Below are 22,399 nucleotides of genomic sequence, written 5' to 3' on the forward strand. Positions count from 1 at the left end.
GTGACGCCGCTGCGGATTTGTTTTGTTTATCCAATTATCCTTCTTGCAGTGCGTGCCGGACGCTGGCTGCGAGTGTTTCTGCCCCGATTTTAATAATGCGCCTGTCGAAGGTCATATTCGGGTGGTGCAGACCCGGTGCAAGCCCAGAGCCAAGCCCCATCATGCAGGCTTTAATATGAGGCCGCTTAATCGTATAAAAGTGAAAGTCATCGCTTCCGGATGTGATCAGCGGCTCTGCCAGTGCATCTTCACCGCATACCTCCACAATTCCTTTTCGCAAAAAGGCAGCTGCATCCTCCGATACTTCAGCGGCAGGCGTGAAATCCATCCATTCGTAATCAATTTTCACTTCATACAGCAAGCTGATCTGCTCCATTTTGTGTTCAACCGCTTTTTGAAGCTCCAGCAGCACTTTGTTTCGCTGCGCCCGCACGTCAAGGCCGAATTTGCCGGAGCCGGGAATAATATTCAAGCTTTCTCCGCCTGCTTCGATATGAGTCATCTTCGCAGAATACGGTTCAAATGGAGAAAAGTTAATCGTATTCAGCTGACGGCTTAAAGAGGACATGACTTCGATGGCGTTCACTCCTTGATGAGGACGTGCGCCATGCGCGTCATCGCCAATCACTTTGCCGTGCAGAAAAGCAACAGCGCCGTGATGAACGGCCGGTGTAATTTTCCCGAAAGGTACCTCTTCAATGGGTCGCAGGTGGATGCCAAAAAGATAATCGACATCATCAACGACGCCCTTGCTGACCATTTTTAACGCTCCCGTTCCTTTTTCTTCTGCCGGCTGGAAAATAAAGCGGACCGTTCCGCTGTCTTCGCCAACCTCGTCTTTTAATGATAAAATCGCGCCGATGACGATCGACATATGCGCATCGTGTCCACACGAATGATTGGCCCGGAATTCTCCGTCTACCTGCTGCCACAGGGCATCAATATCTGCCCGGACGGCTATCACCGGCGAGCCGCTGCCGATTTCAGCAATGAGTCCGGTACAGTCATCAAATGTATAAGAACGAACGCCTTCCTCCGTTAACAACCGTGATATATAAGCCGTCGTTTCAATTTCCTTCCAGCTGATTTCTGGATGTGCATGCAAATGTTCGAAAATCTCAAGAAGTTTATTTTCAAATGTCAGATCCGTTTGAGCCATCGCAAGCCCTCCCCCAGTCTTTCTTTTTATTAGTATAAGCGAAAACTATACGCTTGGGTTGAAAAACACTGAAAATTCTTATCTTTTTCAAATACTTTTCCTTTTTTAGCGCCCGTTTAACCATTTTATAAAGAGAAATGTGTTTTCTTTTCAAATTGAAAAAATAAAATGGCCAGAAACACAAAAAGATGGAGGAAAATGGAGATGATTGTCGAAAATAGGTAAAAGGTAGTGATGAAATGGTAAAGGAGAGTCGGATGGAAAAATCGATGGAGAGTTCACTTATTTTTGTCAATGGCTGCCACGCAGAATGGACGATTCGTTTTATGACGGTTTATCAAGACGGAGTCATAATGGATGCAGAGTTTTCAAGTCACGCATCTAGTGGAAACAAGGAATGGGCACTGGGAACAAAGGGTGCCGTTAAACTGCTCGTTGCACAAGGTGGAGTCTGGCAGGAGATTATGGTTGAATACAACCTGCCAAAGGGATATCTTCATTTAACAGCCGTCACGGCCAAAAGCTTTTCGCACACATTACTGGATGGAATCTTCAAACAGTTTTTTATTCGAAAAGGGAAAGTAATCCAATTTTTATCCGTTCGGTCCTTCAGTAATCACGCGTCTGTTTCTTCTGACCGCGTGCTGACAATTCGAATTCCAACAGCCTGAAACAGGGCTGTTTTTTCTGTTATACTAAAATGACAGATAGAAAGGAGCGGTATAGAATGAAGCGTTTTGCCCTTTTTCTGTTCTCTGGATCGGTGGCACTGATCGCCGGCTGCAGTGGACCTGAATCACCTGAAACCGTGCTTGAAGACTATATGAATGAATGGAAAGAAGACGATTACAATGGCATGTATGCTCTGTTTACGGAAGAAACGAAAGCTTCTATAACAGAGCAGCAGTTTGTTGAACAATACGGAAAGATTATGCGTGATATCGAAGCTGAGAACGTGGCTGTCACACTTCCAGCTGAAGAAGACGTGAAAGAAGACAACGAACAGACGTCACGCCTGCCCTTCAGCGTCGAAATGGATACGCTGGCAGGACCGGTTTCCTTTGAGAAAGAAGCGGTGATGAAGCTTGAAGAAACAGAGGAAGGCGAAGCGTGGCTGATTGACTGGGACCCGTCTTTTTTGCTTCCTGATTATGGTGAAGGAGATAAAGTGCGCATTCAAGCACTTGAAGCCGAGCGTGGCCGGATTTTTGACCGGAATGGCAGTTCACTTGCTGTAAACGGATCTGCGCTGGAGATTGGGGTGAATGCTGGAGCCATTGATGAAGCAGGAAAAGCGTCGTTTGCTGTACTTCTTGGAGTTGAAAAAGCATTTATTGATGAACAGCTGGGCCAGAGCTGGGTGCAGGAAGGCTACTTTGTTCCATTAAAAACCGTTTCGGAGCAAAATAAAGCACTCATCCAAAAAGCGACAGCGATTCCCGGGGTCACCTCTGCTGCAAAGCCGGTTAGAGAATACCCATATGGTGCAGCTGCCGCTCACTTAACAGGCTACACGGGTGAAATTAACGCAGAAGAGCTAAAAGATAATGAAGGATACGCTCAAGGCGATCAAATTGGCAAAAGAGGGCTGGAGCAGTTATACGAGGAACAACTGAAAGAAACAGATGGTGTTCAAATTTTTATCGACAAGGAAAAAGCGGAACCGGTCATTATTGCGAAAACAGAGCCTCAAAACGGGCAGGATGTCACGGTCACGATTAATGCCGAGCTGCAAAAAATGTTGTATGAACAGTATGAAGGCGATCCGGGTACAGCCTCTGCCGTAGATCCGAAAACAGGGCATGTTCTTGCCCTTGTTTCATCGCCGTCGTTTGATCCAAATGCGTTCGCGCTCGGGCTGTCAGGGGAGCAGTATACCGCTTTGCAGGATGATCCGAAGCAGCCGCTGTTAAACCGCTTTGCAGCAGCGTATTCACCAGGTTCCACGATCAAGCCGGTGACCGCCTCTATCGCGATGAAAGCAGGAAAGCTGAATCCGGTGGAAGGAAAAACGATCACAGGGCTGCAGTGGCAAAAAGATTCCTCGTGGGGGAATTACCGTGTGACCCGGGTGAGTGAATCCTCGGCGCCGGTTGACCTGGAATCCGCCATCGTCGCTTCTGATAACATTTACTTTGCGATGGCGGCGCTGGATACGGGAGCAGATCAAATGAAAGAAGGGCTTTCTTCCTTTGGGTTTGGGGAAGACAATCCATTTGCCTATCCGCTCCGCGAATCCCAAATCTCTAACAGCGGCAGCTTTGATTCAGAGATTTTACTTGCGGATACCGGCTATGGACAAGGGGAAGTCTTAACGAGCATGACCCACCTGGCTTCCGTATACGGCACCTTTTTAAATAACGGCAGTCTGATGACGCCGCTGCTGCTGGCAGATGCAGAGCCTTCTGTTTGGAAAAAGGATCTGGTTTCGGAGCAGCAAATTGCGTCCATTCAAAATGGACTGCGAGGCGTGGTTGAGCGCGGAACCGGACGGCCGGCAAATATTGAAGGGCTGACGATCTCCGGAAAAACAGGCACAGCTGAAATTAAATCGGAGCAGGGAACGACCGGCAAGGAAAATGGCTTATTCGTTTCATATGACGCCGGCAACCCAGCTTTTGTACTGGCTCTTCTGGTTGAAGATGCGGCTGAGGCGGGCGGCAGCAGAGCAGCTGCCGAAAAAGCAGGAGCTTTTTATACGAAGTGGATGACGTATAATAAATAAGGAAATTTAGGTTATTTTATAGGTTGATAGAACTAAAATATTTATATATAAAGGAATATGCTGAAAAAAGGAGAATAAGAGACGATAGAATGAGAGAGTGTAAGGTGAGAGTAGGGGAGCGATTCAATGAATAAAACGGTTATTTCGTTAGCAGCAGCAGCTGTTATTTCAGCAGGCGGCGCTGCGGCTGCTGAAGCTTCAGAGCTGTACACAGTAAAGCAGGGAGACACGCTATTCAGCATCGCCAATCAATACAAGCTGTCCGTTGTTCAGCTAAAGGAGCTGAATGACCTTCAATCAGACGCGTTGTCCATTCATGATCAGCTCGTTGTGTCAGAAGAGGAGAACGAGCAGCTGCAGCAGGAGGAGCAAACGGAAAGCACGGAGGAAGTCCTTGTTTTTTCAGCAGCGGCAGCCTCGTCCTACACCGTCCAGAGCGGTGATTCACTTGGTGCCATTGCCTCCCGCCACAAAACATCAGTTGCGTCAATTAAGCAGCTGAACGGCTTGAAGTCCGACCTGATTTTTGTCGGACAAAAGCTGAAGGTCAACGGCAAAGCGGCCACAACAAGCAAACCGGCAGCCGGGAACACGACGACCACAAAACCGACGGGCACGTATACCGTCCAAAGCGGTGATTCTTTAGGTGTGATCGCTTCCCGCTACAAAACGAGTGTTGCCTCACTTAAACAGCTGAATGCATTGAAGTCCGATGTTATTTACGTCGGGCAAAAGCTGAAGGTAAGCGGCAAAGCAACAACCGCAAGCAAGCCTGCGTCGACCGGTACAAAGCCATCAACCAGTGCATCCGGGACCTACACAGTAAAAAGCGGTGATTCACTGGGCGTGATCGCTTCCCGTTACAAAACGAGCGTTGCGTCACTTAAACAGCTGAATGGTCTTTCTTCTGACGTGATTTATGTTGGCCAGAATCTGAAGACCGGCGGCAGTGCATCATCGACTACTACAAAGCCGGTCACCACAACAAAACCCGCTGCCTCTACATCCAATGGCACATACATAGTGAAAAGCGGCGATTCTTTAAGTCTGATTGCATCAAGAAGCGGCATGACGGTCGCATCTTTAAAGCAAATGAACAGCTTGAAATCGGATGTCATTTTCGTTGGCCAAAAATTAAAAACAGCGGGCGGGTCTGGCTCAAGCACAACACCGGTAAAGGTGACCAATCCGTCTTCTTCAGGTGGGTACAATACGTCCAGGCTGATCAGTACAGCGAATTCCCTCATAGGCATACCATACGTATGGGGCGGCTCTTCTACATCGGGCTTTGACTGCAGTGGCTTTATTTATTATGCGTATCAAAAAGCAGGCAAAAGCATAAGCCGAACAAACACAGAAGGTTTTTACAATCGCTCTTACGAAATATCCAGCCCGGCAGCAGGCGATCTCGTCTTTTTCAGCAACACGTATAAAAAAGGCATTTCCCACATGGGCATTTACATCGGCGGCAACCAGTTCATCCACGCGAGCTCATCAGCCGGCGTGACGGTTTCAAGCCTCGATAACTCGTATTTTAAATCAAAGTTTACAAGCTTTAAGCGGTTTTATTAAAAAAGAAAACGGCGCAATACATTGGATTACGGCGCAATAATCACAGTTAAGGCGCAATACATTGGATTATGGCGCAATAATCACAGTTAAGGCGCAATTCCACGTGAATTGCGCCTTATTTTTCATAATTGCGCCAATAAACAGAAAAGAGCCGAACGGCATTCGTTCGGCTCTTCGTTATGGCTGCATGACTGTGTCGCGTACTTGCTGCAGGTGGCTGTCGATGTTGTCCTCCGTCACATACACACCAAATGAACTTTCCGCGTCAGGTCCGGCATTTATGCGTTCGGCTATTTTGGTGCCTGTTTCGGGATAAAAGTGATGGCCGTCAAAGTAGTTAGATAAGTCGTTTGTGACGTCATTCGGATACATGAAGTTGTACACGCCTCCGTACACCTCGACAAGATCGCGCAGCCACTGCTCATAATCAGATAAGTGGCCGGTTTCAACGAGAGCGTCAAACAATTCCATTGAGATCGGCGTCGTATAAACGATTTTCTCCACCTCTGGGTGCCGTTCGTTAAAGATTTGCAAAAACTCTTTGTATCTTGGGTTGTAGACGTAGCTGTCTCCGTAAAACTCTTCTTTAAAGCGCTCAATCTTCTCTTTCGTGTTTTCGTTAAGTTCTTCCTGCGAGATTTTCCGCGCAGAGGCGACATTCTCCCGGCTGTATACACGCTCGAGCGACACTTCATCCGTCCTCGACATGCGCGCGTTAGCCCAGGAGTACTTGAATGTATCCAGTGACAGCAAATTTTTAAACCGGTACAGTGGATCTTCCAGCTTTGTCTCGTAATTGGTCAACGAGTAAGGCTTGCTGCTTTCCTGCACCGATGACTTGAAAAAATCAAGACCGAGAATCACGCGCTGTACCGGTTCTGCGCTTTGCTCTTTGGCAAATGCAAGGAACGTATCATATTCACGGATCGACATGTTGCTGACAGAATAATTGTAGACGTTCATTTGATCGAATTGATGCTGATCCACGTAGGTTGACCGGCTGGAGCCAAGCAGAATCGTGTCGTATGAAAACGGCTGATAGTACATCCGGTTTGTTTTTTGCTGCCGTTCATCGATGACATCCTGGTGATCATTCCATTCGTTTTTCGAGCTGAATGTCCAGAGAGGGTCAATCGCATAGTTAAACGCAGCAAGCGGAACGAGTGTTAGAAACAATATCAGAAAAAAGAGTAAAACAAATTGTCTGGATTGCGTCACGCAGATCCCACCTTAAAAGTTGAAATAAAGAAATTCAGATACCTTTTGCAGCTGCAGTGCGCAATAAACGAACATGATGGCGGCAGCCGCTGCAATCCACGGCTTCGGTGTAAATTCATCCCGCAGCTGGATTGAGTTTTTCGCAAGCAGGCATAGAATCATAACCGCTGCGGTCCAAAGAAAGACTTCAATAAACGGCGCGCCGAGCTGAAAGTTAAACAGCACCGGGCTGCCAAGCGGCAAATGAAGCGTTTGGACCAGATCCTTCGGGAGAAGTACGCCGTTTAAGCCAAGCATGCTGCCAATAACACTAAACGCAGTCTGCATATCCGGCGCCCGGAAAAATACCCAGGCGAAATGAACAAAGCTAAATGTTAACAGCCAGGCGAGAGGGCCGGGCAGTTTTCGTCCTGACAGCGTCCACGCACGGTTAATCATGCTGGCAACACCGTGAAGAATCCCCCATACAACGAATGTCCAGCCGGCACCGTGCCAGAAGCCGCTGATCAGAAAGATAAGGAAAATATTAATGTAGGTTCTTGTTTTGCCCCGCCGGTTTCCACCGAGGGGAATGTAAATATACTGCGTTAAAAACGTCGAAAGCGTAATATGCCAGCGCCGCCAGAAATCCTGAATGCTTTTTGCTTTATAAGGCGAGAAAAAGTTGCGCGGCAGGTGGATGTTAAACAGCAGCCCGGCACCGATCGCCATATCGGAGTAGCCGCTAAAGTCAAAATAAAGCTGGAATGTGTACGCCAGTGTCGTTAGCCAGCTGTCCACGAACGTCAAGCTGTCGGCCATCGCATAGCCTTGATTCGCCCACGCCGCAAAGGTATCCGCGATCACCACTTTCTTAAATAAGCCGATGCTGAAAACGAAGGCACCGAGTGCAATGTTTCTTGACTGAATGCGCCGGTTCTCCAGTGACTGAAACTGATCCATCACCTGACTGTGGTGCACAATCGGTCCCGCAATAAGCTGGGGGAAAAAGGTGACGAATAGACCGTAATTCAAAAAATTATATTCCTTTGTTTCTTTACGGTATGAATCAACCAAGTAGGCAATTTGCTGAAAGGTGTAAAAGCTGATCGCGAGCGGCAAAAGAAGATTCTTCAGCACAAGGTCCGCTCCAAACAGGACATTGATGTTTTCCACAAAAAAGTCGTAATATTTGTAGTAGCCGAGAAGCAGCACGTTAAAGAGAATACCGAATGTCAGCACTACTTTACGGCGGCGGTCGGGATGGTCCTTGCCCAGGTAGCTGCCGGCCATAAAGTTAATGAGCAATGAAATCAAAATAAGCGGCAAATATGCCGGGTTCCAAAAGCCATAAAAAAACAGCGAGCTGAGAAGCAGCCAGGTTTTCGCTGCCGGAAAGCTCCATTTATTTAAAAGAAAATACAAAAGAAAAACAATCGGCAAAAATAAAAAAAGAAATTCAAATGAATTAAAAATCAACGAAATCTCCTCCAAAGAGAAACGAATAACGACAGCATTAATCATACTACAGCCGTTCTTTTTCGACAATAAGGCAAGAGACCGCCTCATTTTTCAAAAAAGAGTTGTAAGTGGAAAAAGATATGATAAAATGGACATATAGTTTCCGTTTTGTATGTAAAATAACTCGTTTTGCTAGAACGTGGTTGGTAAAAGCTGTGAGCACCTGTCTATTATGGCAGGTGCTTTTTTTCCTGTCTATGACAAAAAAGTGCCCGAAAAAGTCAACAGGCTGACTTTCGGGCACTTTTTTATTATTTTGTAACACGAACACTCCATTTGGAGAGATCTGGCTTTTCTTTTTGAATAAGAGAGGCCGGAAAAACGAATGTCCACGGCTTGGTCGTGTTGGCTTTTACTTCAAAGTCGCCGACATTGAATTGGCCCTGGGCAACCAGCTCGCCGTTTGCATCGAGCAGCTGAAGCGGAAGCTTTTCAATATTCACATTGCGCTCGTAGCCGTTGCGGATCAAAAGGGAAATGCTCAAGTTTCCATTTTCAAGTGAGGCTGCACTTAATCCGGTAAAGTTTAATTCATTCTTAGCAGGGTTTCCGAGCTTTTCGACAATTTTCTTTAAGTTTTCTTTTTGTTCGTTCGGAAGTGTCGCGTCCCATTTCTCATCAAGATCCAGCTGATGCTTGCGGTTGGTCAGGTCAAAGGCAATGGACCAGTTTTCCTTGCCAAGCTCCACGCCGCTTTGAAAGGAAGCGGAAGGGAACAGGAACGTCCACGGCCGGCTTGAATCAGCTGGAAGGGCGCCGACTTCTTTTAAGTTGAATGTGTCACGCGCTTTTAATTCGTTTTTTTCATTCAGCAGGAGAAGCGGGACATCTCCAAGTGTGATTTCGCGGTTAACGGTATTGCGAACAAAAGCGGAAACGGCGATGCCGTTCGGCTGCTCATTCCATTCGATACCAGATAAGGACAGCTGATTCCGCTTCAGCGGCGGCAATTCGTTATTTAAAAAGCGAAGGACATACATCTGCTCCTGTGAAACGGTTTGAGACGGATGCAGGGACAAGTCTGTTGTTACTTCCTCTTGACCAGGCTCTGCTGCTTCTCCTGTTACGTCGCCAGCGGAAATGGAGGTTTCGCGCCCGTCATTTTTTAAGGTTTCATCATTTTTTCCTTTTCGTTTAAAGAAAGAAAACATGCGATCACTTCTCCTTTTTCATTAATTCAGTCAGTAAAGCAGCCGTTTTGGTGGAAACGGAACGAAGCAGCTCACGATATGAGGTCTGGAACAGCTGCAGGCCTTCCCGTGCATAAATGCGCATCGGGTCTTCCTGCTGATAGTGACGCAGGCCAATGCCTTCCTTTAAGCGGGTCATTTTCTCAAGATGCTGGACCCAAATGGCATCAATATCCGCTGTGGCAATTCGTTTAATTAAGTCGTCCCAATCGGACTCATAGTGGCTGTCGATCCATTCCGCATATTCAGCCAGAACCGGCTCAATGGCTTTTTCCACTTGTTTTTTGTTTGCGGCTTCTTCCGGCAGCGGAACAGCACGTCCGGCATACATCGCCTGCAGGTGGCCGGAAAGGCGGTCAAGAGGCCACTCCTCAGGCGCCGTATCTTCATCGCAATGAAAGTCAATTTCTTCCCTCGTCGACCGCTTAATCAGATCAATCAGGCGCTCTTTTTGTGAGTCGTCATCAATAATGCCGTTGCGCAGACCGAAGATAACGCCGCGCTGCTCATTGATGACATCATCCAGCTTTAAATTGTATTCGCGCATCGCGTAGTTGGCGCCTTCAACAATTCGCTGCACACGGTCGACAAACTCATGCATTTTTTTATTCGTCACAAGGCCGTTTTCATCGGTCTGCACTTTTTTCTCGATTTTCGCGAGGTCGTCCTTCGCGAACCGGCGGAACATCGAGTCCTCCAATGAAATTAAAAATTCGCTGGAGCCGGGATCTCCCTGCCGTCCAGCCCGGCCTTTCAGCTGGTTGTCAATGCGGCGCGATTCATGCCGCTCGGTTCCAAGAACGTGAAGGCCGCCAAGCTCCGGAACACCATCGCCGAGCAAGATATCCGTTCCGCGTCCAGCCATATTGGTCGCAATTGTAATGTGACCGCGCTGTCCGGAGCGTGAAATTAGCTCAACCTCCTGCTCAACGCTTTTTGCATTTAAAATCTCAAACGTTAATCCCGCTTCTTTAAAATAATCCGCAATTTTTTCTGACTGCAAAATAGAGGTAGTGCCGACTAACACGGGCTGCCCCTTTGCATGGCGAGCGGCTGTTTCAGCTGTTACCGCCGCATATTTTTCATCGGACGTGCGGTAAATGCGGTCCGGCATATCGACCCGCTGAACAGGGCGATTTGTCGGCACCTTGATCACCTGCATGTTATACACGTCAAGCAGTTCCTTTTCCTCGGTTTTCGCCGTGCCGGTCATGCCGGATAAGAACGGATACATCCGGAAATAATTTTGAATAGTGATGGATGCCTGCGTTTTATTTTCATCAGTTACTTCCAGGCCTTCTTTCGCTTCAATAGCCTGGTGAAGACCGTCTGAAAGCGTCCGGCCTTCCATCGTCCGGCCTGTAAACATGTCGACGAGAAGAATGCCGCCGTCTTTCACAATGTAATCGACGTCCCGTTCAAACATCACATGAGCGCGCACCGCTTGAATCATGTAATGGTACAGCGTTTGATGCTCAAGCTCGTATAAATTATCAACACCAAACGCTTTTTCCACTTTTTCAATGCCGCCGTCTGTTAAGCTGACTGCTTTTGTTTCATCATCCATATGATAATCTTCATCGCGGACGAATCGTTTCGCGACACGAGCGCCAATAGAATGAAGGTCAGCCGCCGGCGGCATTTTGCCGGCAATGATCAGCGGTGTTTTCGCTTCATCAATCAGGACGCTGTCCACTTCGTCAATAATGGCAAAATGATACGGGCGCTGAACGCGCTGGGTCGGGTGCCAGACCATATTGTCTCGCAAGTAGTCAAATCCGAATTCTGTGCCAACGCCGTATGTAATGTCCGCGTTGTATGCGGCTTGTTTTTCTTTTGAATCCATTAAAGGCAGGTTTAAGCCGACCGTTAAGCCGAGAAACTCATGAAGGGGACCGATCGTGTCACGGTCGCGCTTTGCTAAATATTCATTGACGGTAATAACGTGAACACCTTTTCCTTCAAGTGCGCGCAAATAGCTCGGCAATGACGCAACAAGCGTTTTTCCTTCACCCGTAGCCATTTCCGCAATGTTTGCACCGGCCAGAATCAGACCGCCGATCAGCTGCACATCGTAATGGCGCATGCCCAGCACACGTCTGGCGGCTTCGCGCACAACCGCAAACGCCTCGGCCGTGATGTCATCAACCGGCGTGCCGGAAGCAAGCTGCTCTTTGAAATGAGCTGTTTTTGCCCGCAGCTGTTCATCGGTTAAGGCTTCCATTTCCGCTTCCCGCTCATTAATGGAAGCAACGATTTTTTTATATGATTTTAACTGCCGCTCACCGGCATCTTTTTTACGAAACAATGAGACCACGTTGTTCACTCCCTAAAGTACGTGCCAAGAAACCGTTTCAACGGCTTTTTAGTCCATCCTTATCTTAACAGAAGAGAGCATGAAAGAAAATATACCGTCTTTTTCAAGTTAATGGTGGATATAATAATGGTTTGCGATTATAATGTTGAAGTTGAGGATAAATAGAAATATAAAAGACATCTCAAATAGATTATTTTTCTGGCCAACAAGAGGAGGATCTCATGGTTGTTGCGTTTATTGTATGCGTACTGGCTTCACTTGCCCTTACGCCACTTGTGAAGAAATTTGCCATCGCCATTGGAGCCGTTGATAAGCCGAACTACCGGAAAGTGCATCAGCGGATCATGCCCCGCATGGGAGGGCTGGCGATTTTTATCAGCTTCCTCATTGGGATGCTCGTTCTGCGTCCGGTCGCCCCGTATGATCTGCCGCTCATGAATCCGGCAATCATCATCGGAAGCTTTATTATCATTTTAACGGGAGTATTCGATGACCGTTTCGAGCTTTCAGCTAAAGTGAAGCTGGCCGGCCAAATTGCCGCTGCGCTAGTCGTTGTTGTGTATGGAGATGTTCGACTGGACTTCTTTAACCTTCCGTTTGGTGGAAGCATTGAATTTAACAGCTTTTTAAGCATTCCGTTGACGATTATCTGGATTGTTGCGATTACAAATGCGATCAACTTGATTGATGGACTGGACGGTTTAGCGGCCGGCGTTTCAACAATTGCGTTGTTTACGATCAGCTTCATGGCCTTTTTAAAAGGCGATGTATACGTTATGAGCATCGCGCTCATCGTGGCGGCCAGCACAATCGGGTTTTTAAAGTACAATTTCCACCCTGCGAAAATTTTCATGGGGGATACAGGCGCGCTGTTTCTCGGCTTCATTATTTCAGTCGTTTCACTGCTCGGCTTTAAAAATATCACCGTTGTTTCGTTAATTATTCCAATTATTGTCCTTGGTGTGCCAATTTCAGATACGATTTTTGCGATTATCCGCCGGAAGCTGAACAAGCAGCCGATTTCCGCGCCGGACAAATCCCATTTGCATCACTGTCTTCTTCGGACAGGCTATACGCACAAACAAACGGTGCTGATCATTTACATGATTGCGATGATGTTTGGTCTGGCGGCGATTATCTTTTCGATGGCAACGATTTGGGGAGCCATTATCATGATGGCCGTCATTACCCTCGCGATTGAGCTGTTTGTCGAAAGCGTCGGCTTAATCAGCAACGACTACAAGCCGCTCTTGAACTTTGTCAGAAGCGGGACGAAAAAGAATATGTAAGAAAAGAATGCCGAGCAAAGCTGCTCGGCTTTTTTTATGCTGATGAAAAAAAGAGTGTGTCTATGAAATCAGGTGACAATTTCTCTTTTTCAAAGCGACTGTGCTTGCGCCAACACAGTCGGGGCGGCTTCTGCAGGACTTCGCGTTCGGAGGGGCGGGCGGTGAGCTAACTTTTGTCGCTACGCTCCAAAAGTGGATCTCACCTGCCCCGCTGATCCCTGCCGAGTCTTCGTCCTGCGCCAGCCGCCCTGGTGGGGAGGAAAAGCCGTTGTCAAAATCCAAAAAGGAGCGGAATGAAAGAGGAATAAAAGACGATTCTGCTCTTTATGTGAAAGAAGAGAAGCTTCTGCTCATACAGCCTCTTGTTCGTCATTGAAAACAATCCGTTTATTATCATCACTGCTTACCATTGTTTCGTTAGAATCACAACGGGCGCAGGGAGGTCGGCGGAGACTTCCATGTGACGAGCGGACAGGCTGAAACAGCCGCGCACTTTGGGCTGGTTCAGCGTTCGCCACATAGAAAAGCGGAGCCGGCAGCCCGGAGCCCCTGTATGTTTTTTGTAGAAAGATAACCGTCTTTATTTTGCTCATAAAAAAGAAAATATTATAAAGAAATACCTGTATTCCCTTGACACGTTTGTTTTTCAACACTATGAAAAGCGCCGAGCAGCTTTACTCGGCGCTTTTTTTATTCTGTTTCGTACGTATTGTCTTCCCAATCTGATTCTTCCTCTTCATCGTTGGCTGTAACCGGGATGTCGAGGTGGCGCTGAAGCTTGCCTTTTACGACTTCGAGCTCGGTTTCGTCCAGCTGCCAAACATAGGCGCCGGATGGAAGAAAGTCATCTGTGCCGGCAAGTGTGATGGAGTCAAAATCAAGCACTTCATCATTTTTGCCATAGTCAATCAGTGATTTCATTTCACTGAATGTCATATCCGTCCGCATGTTAGACCCAACAGCTTCCAGAATTTCATCGTATTTTGTAATCGAATTGATCGACATCGCTTTTTTAGCAATGGCCTGAAGCACTTCCTGCTGACGCAAGCCGCGTTCGATATCGCTGTCGACCTTCCGGGTACGAACCAGGGCAAGAGCTTCCTGGCCGTTTAATGTCTGCAAGCCTTTTTCCACTTCTGTGTAATGGACGTCACTTGAATCCTTTACTTTAAAGTCGTAAGGCACATCGTACTGAATACCGTTAATCGCATCCACAACATCTACAAATGCGTAGAAGTTCATGCGTACATAATAGTCAACCGGGACGTCGAGAAGTTCCTCGACCGCTTCAATTGTGGCAGTAGGACCGCCGACAACATGGGCGTGATTGATCCGGTTATAATCATCCTCTTCCGGAATATACGTATACGTATCACGCGGAATGCTGACCATTTTAATCGTTTTATCCTCTACATTTAATGTTGCCAGAATCAAGGCGTCGGTACGGGTATTATCTCCGTAATTCCGGCGCAGGTTATCATCAATGCCCATAAACAAAATGGAAATGTTGTCTTCGAGCGGATGCACATCAGCATCTCGCAAATCTGATTTTTCACGGCCGTCGTTCATATAGGATTCAGAAAGGACCGTTTCGGCTTTTTTGTATAAAAAAGCACCATAGCCTGCACCAGTGAAAAGAACAAGCAGCAAGGGAAGGAATAATGTAAAAAATAAAATCCGGCGCTTTTGCGTTTTTTTGCGGCGCCGTCCCATGCGTTGACTGGGTGAACTCATATATTGATCTGCTACTAAAAACATAGACAAATGTCTAAGCTAGAAGGTTTCCTGCTTCTGCGAACCCGACCTCGCCACGTGCCCGCTACTGTCGATTGTGTGGCTCTCCACAGGCGTGAATTCGGATGTAGCCCACCCTACTCTTCATACTTTATGCCAAAATCGTATAAGCCGTGGCCGATTTCAGATTTAAACTGGCATTGACATCCCGATCCATCTCGATCCCGCAAGAAGCACACGTAAACAGGCGGTCAGACAGGCGCAAGGTGACGTTTTTCTCCCCGCAGCACGAACACAGCTTTGAGGACGGATGCCACCGGTCCACCTGCCTGAGTTCAATTCCATGCTTGCAGCACTGTGCTGCCAACATCTGTTTGAACGTGTAAAATCCTTGCGAGGCAATCGCTTTGGCGAGATGACGGTTTTTCATCATGCCCTGAACGTTTAAATCTTCTATGGTGATAAACAGCGGCTTGGTTTTCACCAGCTGTTGAATCACATAGCGCACGTATGCTTGGCGAATACGGCTCAGTCTAGCATGCAGTTTTTGAACCCGCAGGATCATCTTCTGCCTGTTTTTAGCGCAGAATTCACCTCTCTTTCGTTGTTTGTTTTGTTCGTAGCTCCGGCTCAGTTTCCGCTGCAGCCGTTTTAAGCGTTTTTCGATTTTCTTGATAGTATCCGTTTTGTTGATGTTCCCGAATAGTTCCCCGTGGCTGCAAATCGCAAAGTGCTGAATCCCAAGATCAACGCCAATTCCCTCATGATTGTTGATTTGTGTTGACGATGTTCCTTCCGCTTCACACAGTACTGACAGAAAATACCGGTCGGCCTGCTGGGAAATCGTGCAGCTGGACACAGCCGCATTGGTCGGAATATAGCCGTGCTCTTTCAACTGCACCCACCCAATTGTTGGCACTTTTATCCGGTGCCGCTCAACAGTCAAATCAGTCAGATTGTTTTTCGGGAAATACGCTTTTACTTTTTGATGCTTTTTCTTTTTAAAGCGGGGGAACTGCACCAAGCCTTTAAAGAAGTTGCGAAAGGCCCGGTCTCCATTCATAATCGCCTGCTTAACAGCTTTGGACGACACCTCTTTAATCCACGGATCGTGTTCTTTCGTGTACACATTGTTTAGCCACTTCGAAAAATCATAGCCGCTCATATGCTTGCCGGTTTCTTTATAATGATCCTGCGCCGTCTTCACATACAGGTTGTACACATAGCGGCACACACCGATTGTTTGATGTACCTTAATTTTCTGCTCAGGCGTCAGGCGGATTTCGGTTTTAAACGCTTTTTTCATCGTTCTCACCTCTTTATCCTGGTTTACCATCCCTTTACCCTTTTTCAAGAAAACCAAACATATGATCGGTTATTTTTTCTAATTTTGTCCATCGTTGTCTACTTATTCGGGTGCTGTTAATGTGCTCCTTTAAATGTAACGACAAATTTTTAAGCCATCTTTTATTTTACTACGAAAGGCGTATATCGTTCAAATTTTTTTAAAATTCGACGTCTTTTTCCATATAAAGAAGCTCGCCTTCCTGGTAAACAGCCTGCCCATTTGTCAGCTCTGTCATCCAGTCCATATACTCATTCACCTGTGTTCCTTCGACAAAAACGTCAACCTCTACTTGTTCACCGTACCGGATTTCTTTAATTTCATAGGAAGAAGCGTGAAGTTCGTTTTCGATTTTGCCAAGCCACGTGTAATCAATGGCTGCAGTCATGACTTTCATCAGCCGCCTCTCTACAACGCCTGCTGCCTCGACACCCTCCGATGCAGATTTTCCGTACGCCCGGATCAATCCGCCTGCCCCGAGCTTGATGCCGCCAAAGTAGCGCGTGACGACAATAACCGTATCCTTCAACCCCCGCTTGCGAATGACTTCGAGTATAGGCAGACCGGCTGTACCGGATGGCTCTCCGTCGTCGTTCGCTTTTTGAATGTGGTCGTGCTCGCCAATCAGGTAAGCGGAGCAATTGTGATTGGCGTCTTTATGCTGCTTTTTGATCCGGTCTATAAATGCGATGGCTTCTTCAGCCGTTTCAGCTCTTGCTGTATGAGCGATAAAGCGCGATTTTTGAATGACAATTTCGTGCTCCTTGGTCGTTTTAATGGTGTTATACGCAGTAAGCATGTAAATTCCTCCTAAAGACAGGTTTATCTTTCTCGAAAAAGGGTATTCAGTAGTGATAATCATCGTAAAGGAAAATAGTCCGGATGAAAAGAGACATGATCCGAAATACTTTTAAACGAAACGTAAATAAACTTTAATGTTCGTTAATTAATCTAGTGATATAATGAAATAGTCCTTTCCGTGTGAGGTTTTCACCGGGTCTTTTTTGAGTTATTAACCACAAACTATGTATAATTGCCGCCCCCGAAAGATGTGCGTCTGAGAAGAAAAGGCTGTACCTTTCGTATAGGGTTAAATCATACAGTTGGAAGGAAAGCGCTTATGTCGATACGCAATTCAGATACGAAGCTTCTGGATACAATTTTGGACAAAATGGTGGAAACCGTCGACCAGAGCAAGGACCAGATTTTTCAAATTGCTGAACAAAGCCGAGCGGATTATGACACGCTCATGACAGAACTTGAGTTAATTAAAAGCCAGATTCATCTGTCGATTTTAGAGCAGGAAGACCTGGAACGAAAAGTGAAAATGGCCCGTCAGCGGCTGTCAGAGGTAAGCCGTGATTTTTCAGTTTATTCAGAAGAGGTTGTGCGCAAGGCGTATGAGCAGGCACATGACCTCCAGATGAAGCTGCTGGTGCTGCGCCAAAATGAAAAACAGCTAATGGATCGCCGGAATGAACTGGACCGACGTCTTTCATCGGTTCATACAACGATTGAACGGGCGGAGCATCTTGTCTCGCAAACAGCCGTCGTGCTCAATTATTTAACACAGGATATGAAGGAATTTGGCCGTGCGCTTGAAGATGCGCAGCTGAAGCAGGCGTTTGGACTCCAGGTAATGGAAGCGCAGGAGGAAGAACGAAAGCGTCTTTCGCGCGAGATTCACGATGGGCCGGCACAAATGATGGCCAACGTGCTCATGCGGTCTGATTTGATTGAAAAGCTGTACCGGGAAAGAGGGGTTGAAGCCGCTTTTGCCGAAATACGAGACTTGAAGAAAATGGTCCGGTCTGCGCTGTATGAAGTGCGCCGCATCATTTATGATCTGCGCCCTATGGCACTCGATGACCTTGGCCTTGTCCCGACGCTGAAAAAGTATTTGGCGACGGTCAATGAATACAGCCGGTCTCAAGGCTCAGTACCAGACATTAAGTTCGTCAATCTAGGGCTTGAAAAAAGATTGCCATCAAATATGGAAATCGCTTTATTCAGGCTCATTCAGGAGTCGGTTCAAAACGCATTAAAGCATGCAGACGCATCGCTTATACAAGTGAAATTAGAAGTGAAAAAAGATCAGGTTTTAGCGGTTGTGAAAGACAATGGAAAAGGGTTTGAAGCAAACGAGAAAAAATCGGGATCTTTTGGCATAATGGGAATGAAAGAGCGGATTGAACTGCTAAGCGGTGATATAACCATTCATTCAAAGCCGGGTGAAGGAACCGCCGTTTTAATAAGTGTCCCTATTATAGAGCAGGCATTGACTTAGAGGAGGAACAACAAATGACAACGAACATTATTATTATTGACGATCATCAGCTATTTCGCGAAGGGGTAAAACGGATTCTTGATTTTGAAGAAACGTTTCAGGTGCTTGCTGAAGGGGACGACGGATCAGAAGCCCTTGCGCTCGTTGAAGAGCACGATCCCGATGTTGTCATTATGGACATCAATATGCCCGAAGTAAACGGCGTTGAAGCAACACGTAAATTAGTGGATAAATACCCGGATACAAAAGTGATCATCCTGTCGATTCATGATGACGAAAACTACGTCACGCACGCACTGCAGTCCGGCGCACTCGGCTATCTTCTAAAGGAAATGGATGCAGAAGAGCTTGTTGAAGCGGTAAAGGTCGTGGCGGACGGGGGTTCCTATTTGCACCCGCGTGTTACGCATAACCTGATCGCTGATTACCGCCGCCTTTCTAACGACGACGGCAAAGGAAAAGGATTCCAGCAAACAGAGGTTGTTCGCCCGCTTCACCTGCTGACGCGCCGTGAATGCGAAGTACTTCAGCTTTTGGCTGACGGAAAAAGCAACCGGGGCATCGGAGAAGCGCTGTATATCAGTGAAAAAACGGTTAAAAACCATGTGAGCAACATCCTGCAAAAAATGAACGTAAACGACCGGACACAGGCGGTTGTGACAGCCATTAAAAAAGGCTGGGTGGAAGTAAGATAATAAAGAAAACGAAGCTGCCGGCTAAACGGCAGCTTTTTTTTTGTGAGTCACGCCGGCTGGATTCGCTGCATACACTACAGGCGAAAGGAGCGATTGATGATGAGTCCAAGATATGAGCGACCACCTTTTTATTCGTATCCCCCGTATCCGTATCAGCCGCGGCCTCCTTATTACTATGGCTATCCCAATCCATTTTTCGGCGGGTTTTTTGGTGGGCTGACTGGCAGCCTGCTCACACCGATTTTGTACGGGCGACCGCCTTATCCGCGCCGCTATTATTGAAAAAACGGTTCGCGCCAGTTGAGCGCGGACCGTTTTTCTTTTACAATGGAGGAAGATGAAAATTTGGTTTAAAAGGACGTGCAGGAACGTTGACACATAAATGGATACCGGCTTTTCTTTTAGCAGGAGCTGTACTGGCAGGCTGCAGCGAAGAGGAGAGCGATCAAGCAGCAAACTCCGCATCAGACGGGGAAACCCAAAACGCCACACAGGAAACGCATACGGCAGAAGAAGAAACAACGTCTGCGAAAGCGCCAATTGAAGAAGCAGCAAATGTACCGGAAGCCGAAAGCGCTGCTATTCTCGCTGTTCTTGACCAGCAGGTGCAGGCGTTTAATGAGCAAAACATTGACGCGTATATGGCGACCATTTCGGAGAACCCGGAGTCATTTGATTACGAAGAGGAAAAAGCGTACGTTGAAAAAGTCTTCCGTACATTTGATGCGACCATGACCCCGTCAAACGCGACGATCATCCAATACGATGACGAAGCCGAAACGGCGAATGTATTCATGAATATGGAATCGACATCGAAAGACAGCAGCTCGGGCAAAGAAGTCAGCCAGACAACCCGCCAGATTATGGTGTTTCAAAAAGAAGAAGGCGGCTGGAAGCAGGTTTCCCTTTTTGCCATGGAATGATATAGTGAAAAGAAAAGAGGTTTTTCAAACATGACAAAAGAAATGAATGTAGAAAGCTTTAACTTGGATCACACAAAGGTAAAAGCCCCGTACGTGCGGCTTGCGGGCGTAAAGGAAGGGCAAAACGGCGACAAAATTTTGAAATACGACATCCGTTTCTGCCAGCCAAACAAAGAGCATATGGAGATGCCGGCGCTTCATTCGCTGGAGCATATGATGGCGGAGTTCAGCCGCAATCATTCTGACAAAATTGTCGACATTAGTCCAATGGGCTGTCAGACAGGCTATTACATTGCGGTGATCAATCATGAAGACTATGAAGATATTTTAACCATCATTGAAAAAACACTTCAAGATGTCCTTGAAGCAACAGAAGTACCGGCGTGCAACGAAGTGCAATGCGGCTGGGCGGCGAGCCACAGCTTAGAAGGTGCAAAGGAAATCGCGCGCGACATGCTTGCGAAGCGTCAGGAATGGACAGAAGTATTTGCCGGATAACACACATGTCAACAAGCGGATAAAAGCAATCGCCTTTTATCCGCTTTTTTTGTTTTTTACTCATCGCAGCAAAAAACCATGAAACAGGGGAGGTTTTTTTGTGATCAACGAAGCAGTAAAGCGCAATGTGTGGCAGCGGTTTGTAAGAGAAGGCGTGCTGGATGCAGCCCGGCTGCAAAAGCGGATTGAAGAGTCCTGGTATATGTGCCAGAAAAAAGGGGTGAACCCGTATGACGGCAAAGGCCGTGCGATCTTAACCCCGGAGCAGCTGCAGAATCGGCTGGAGAAAAACGTCCGGCTGACCTCCATTGCCGCGCCGATTATGGACAAGGTGGTGGCGTCGATTCACCAGGCCAATACGATGGTTTTGCTCATTGATAAAGAAGGCTATATTTTAGCCGCGCGCGGACCGGACCCGACATTAAAGCGGGCATCAGAAATCAATTTTGTTGAAGGGTCTAAATGGACCGAGGAGGTTGTTGGCACGAACGCAGTTGGAACCACTCTCAGAACAGGAGAAGCGATTACCGTAGTCGGCACGGAGCATTATTCCGTTGCCTCCCAGCACTTTTCCTGTTCAGCGGCACCGATCCACGCATCGGACGGTTCACTGCTCGGTGTGCTGGATATGACCAGTGCACTGGCGGACTCCCGTCATGAGCATATGCTGGCAGCTGTATGTGCGGCCGCTTATGCGATTGAGCAGCAATGGGCAGCGATGGAGAAAATGGACGAGCAGTCTCTTATTCTGTCTGCCTCCTTTTACCGCCAGCACTCGGCTCCGATGGCCACTGCAACGGCATCGGGCTCCGTTATCTGGATGAACGATGTGATGAAGGAGCAATGTCCGGTGACCATTCCCTTTTCACTGAGCGCCCTGTCGAAAAGCACGTGGAAGCAGGAGGTCATGCGGGATATTTTGGACGAATCAAGTGCTTATCGAGTGGGGCGCCTCATTCAATTCTCGCCGGTGAAAAGAGCCCCGTCCGTGTCCGGTTTGATCAACACGTTTCGCTACAGTGGGGTGGTCGGCACGTCCGAATCATTCCAGCAGGTGCTGTGGCAGGCGGAACGAGTCGCTAAAACAAACGCCGCTGTGCATATTTACGGCGAAACAGGGACGGGGAAAGAGATACTAGCACGGGCCATTCATGAAAACAGCCATCGTCAAAATGGACCGTTTATTGCGGTCAACTGTGGAGCGATTTCCGCTTCACTGATGGAGAGCGAGCTGTTCGGCTATGAAGGCGGTGCGTTTACCGGTGCGAACAGGAATGGGTACCAGGGGAAAATCCGCGATGCAGATGGCGGGACGCTGTTTCTCGATGAAATTGGCGATATTCCGGAGCAAATGCAGATTTCTCTTCTTCGTGTCCTGCAGGAACAGGAAGTGATGCCAGTGGGCGCTTCCAAGCCGATTCCGGTTAATATTCGGATTATCACGGCGACGCACCGTCATTTAATGGAGCTGGTCAACGCACGCAAAATGCGGGAGGATCTGTTTTACCGGATTTATGTGTTTCCGATCCAGCTGCCGCCGCTTCGTGAAAGACTTGGCGATATGGACCGGTTTATTGCCGATTATAAAAAACGGACGAGCTGGAACGGGATATTGCCGGATTCGATTCTTCAGGCGTTTCAACACCATCCGTTTCCGGGGAATTTCCGTGAGCTGTTTAATGTACTGGACCGTATTCGCATCCTGTATGGCGATCATGTGCCGGCAGACTTATCTGCAGCAGACTGCCTGCTGTCATTCACTCAGGAAAAAGAAAAGCAGTGGACAGGCAGGCAGGAAATGGAGCGGAATGAGCTCATACAAGCATTAAAAGACGCAAAAGGCCACGCGCCAACCGCGGCTAAGCAATTAGGCATTCCGCGCAGCACCTTTTACCGCAAGCTGAAACAATATGAGATGAATTAAGACAAACGGAGACAAAAGTGGGA

Annotated in this window: 18 protein-coding genes; 10 read left to right on the forward strand and 8 right to left on the reverse strand. The window is 47.5% G+C overall.

Annotated features, from left to right (window positions below):
- Positions 1-34: 34 nt before the first annotated feature.
- Positions 35-1,159 carry a M20 peptidase aminoacylase family protein gene (locus BW952_RS05550; RefSeq protein ID WP_045851726.1) on the reverse strand — a complete coding sequence of 375 codons (1,125 nt, stop codon included), beginning with the start codon at positions 1,157-1,159 and terminating at the stop codon, positions 35-37.
- Between the two features lie 257 nt (positions 1,160-1,416).
- Here BW952_RS05550 and BW952_RS05555 point away from each other — a divergent pair, with 257 nt between their 5' ends.
- From BW952_RS05555 to BW952_RS05565, 3 genes are all read left to right on the forward strand, one after another.
- On the forward strand, positions 1,417-1,830 hold the full coding sequence (locus BW952_RS05555) for a hypothetical protein (RefSeq protein WP_045851725.1): 414 nt from the start codon (positions 1,417-1,419) through the stop codon (positions 1,828-1,830).
- A gap of 56 nt (positions 1,831-1,886) precedes the next feature.
- Positions 1,887-3,884, forward strand: a complete 1,998-nt coding sequence (locus BW952_RS05560; protein WP_045851724.1) for a penicillin-binding transpeptidase domain-containing protein — start codon at positions 1,887-1,889, stop codon at positions 3,882-3,884.
- 126 nt (positions 3,885-4,010) lie between these two features.
- Positions 4,011-5,456 (forward strand): peptidoglycan endopeptidase, encoded by a 1,446-nt coding sequence (locus tag BW952_RS05565; protein ID WP_076496218.1) that lies wholly within the window; start codon positions 4,011-4,013, stop codon positions 5,454-5,456.
- 177 nt (positions 5,457-5,633) lie between these two features.
- Here BW952_RS05565 and BW952_RS05570 read toward each other — a convergent pair whose 3' ends face one another.
- The 4 genes from BW952_RS05570 to secA2 all read right to left on the reverse strand — a co-directional run bounded on the left by BW952_RS05570 (position 5,634) and on the right by secA2 (position 11,681).
- Positions 5,634-6,674, reverse strand: coding sequence for a hypothetical protein (locus BW952_RS05570; protein ID WP_045851723.1), 1,041 nt, complete (start codon positions 6,672-6,674; stop codon positions 5,634-5,636).
- Positions 6,675-6,686: 12 nt separating this feature from the next.
- Positions 6,687-8,132, reverse strand: a complete 1,446-nt coding sequence (locus BW952_RS05575; protein WP_045851722.1) for an MBOAT family O-acyltransferase — start codon at positions 8,130-8,132, stop codon at positions 6,687-6,689.
- A gap of 293 nt (positions 8,133-8,425) precedes the next feature.
- A complete protein-coding gene (locus tag BW952_RS05580) occupies positions 8,426-9,325 on the reverse strand; it encodes an accessory Sec system S-layer assembly protein (RefSeq protein WP_045851721.1) in 900 nt (299 codons plus the stop codon).
- Between the two features lie 4 nt (positions 9,326-9,329).
- Positions 9,330-11,681 (reverse strand): accessory Sec system translocase SecA2, encoded by a 2,352-nt coding sequence (gene secA2 / locus BW952_RS05585; RefSeq protein ID WP_045851720.1) that lies wholly within the window; start codon positions 11,679-11,681, stop codon positions 9,330-9,332.
- A 221-nt stretch (positions 11,682-11,902) separates the two neighbouring features.
- Here secA2 and BW952_RS05590 point away from each other — a divergent pair, with 221 nt between their 5' ends.
- Positions 11,903-12,970, forward strand: coding sequence for a glycosyltransferase family 4 protein (locus BW952_RS05590; protein WP_045851719.1), 1,068 nt, complete (start codon positions 11,903-11,905; stop codon positions 12,968-12,970).
- A 690-nt stretch (positions 12,971-13,660) separates the two neighbouring features.
- On the opposite strand, the gene BW952_RS05600 is transcribed toward BW952_RS05590, so the two are convergent.
- From BW952_RS05600 to BW952_RS05610, 3 genes are all read right to left on the reverse strand, one after another.
- Positions 13,661-14,704 carry an LCP family protein gene (locus BW952_RS05600; RefSeq protein ID WP_231581283.1) on the reverse strand — a complete coding sequence of 348 codons (1,044 nt, stop codon included), beginning with the start codon at positions 14,702-14,704 and terminating at the stop codon, positions 13,661-13,663.
- A 151-nt stretch (positions 14,705-14,855) separates the two neighbouring features.
- Positions 14,856-16,010: an RNA-guided endonuclease InsQ/TnpB family protein gene (locus BW952_RS05605; RefSeq protein WP_045849731.1), complete on the reverse strand. Its 1,155-nt coding sequence runs from the start codon at positions 16,008-16,010 to the stop codon at positions 14,856-14,858.
- A gap of 199 nt (positions 16,011-16,209) precedes the next feature.
- Positions 16,210-16,848 carry a YigZ family protein gene (locus BW952_RS05610; RefSeq protein ID WP_045849630.1) on the reverse strand — a complete coding sequence of 213 codons (639 nt, stop codon included), beginning with the start codon at positions 16,846-16,848 and terminating at the stop codon, positions 16,210-16,212.
- A 321-nt stretch (positions 16,849-17,169) separates the two neighbouring features.
- Here BW952_RS05610 and BW952_RS05615 point away from each other — a divergent pair, with 321 nt between their 5' ends.
- The 6 genes from BW952_RS05615 (at position 17,170) to BW952_RS05635 (ending at position 22,376) form a co-directional block, all read left to right on the forward strand.
- The gene (locus tag BW952_RS05615) at positions 17,170-18,336 is read left to right on the forward strand and encodes a sensor histidine kinase (RefSeq protein ID WP_045849631.1); all 1,167 of its coding nucleotides are present in this window, start codon (positions 17,170-17,172) and stop codon (positions 18,334-18,336) included.
- A 14-nt stretch (positions 18,337-18,350) separates the two neighbouring features.
- Positions 18,351-19,031 carry a response regulator gene (locus BW952_RS05620; RefSeq protein WP_045849632.1) on the forward strand — a complete coding sequence of 227 codons (681 nt, stop codon included), beginning with the start codon at positions 18,351-18,353 and terminating at the stop codon, positions 19,029-19,031.
- 99 nt (positions 19,032-19,130) lie between these two features.
- Positions 19,131-19,313, forward strand: coding sequence for a hypothetical protein (locus tag BW952_RS19230; RefSeq protein WP_156149407.1), 183 nt, complete (start codon positions 19,131-19,133; stop codon positions 19,311-19,313).
- Positions 19,314-19,402: 89 nt separating this feature from the next.
- Positions 19,403-19,954, forward strand: a complete 552-nt coding sequence (locus BW952_RS05625) for a YybH family protein (RefSeq protein ID WP_052698369.1) — start codon at positions 19,403-19,405, stop codon at positions 19,952-19,954.
- A 30-nt stretch (positions 19,955-19,984) separates the two neighbouring features.
- Positions 19,985-20,452, forward strand: coding sequence for an S-ribosylhomocysteine lyase (locus BW952_RS05630; RefSeq protein WP_045849633.1), 468 nt, complete (start codon positions 19,985-19,987; stop codon positions 20,450-20,452).
- Between the two features lie 100 nt (positions 20,453-20,552).
- Complete coding sequence (locus BW952_RS05635; RefSeq protein WP_045849634.1) at positions 20,553-22,376, forward strand: sigma-54-dependent Fis family transcriptional regulator; 1,824 nt, start codon at positions 20,553-20,555, stop codon at positions 22,374-22,376.
- The last annotated feature ends 23 nt before the right edge of the window (positions 22,377-22,399 follow it).

Origin of the sequence: Domibacillus enclensis (assembly GCF_900156125.1) — a bacterium.
GTDB lineage: Bacteria > Bacillota > Bacilli > Bacillales > Domibacillaceae > Domibacillus > Domibacillus enclensis.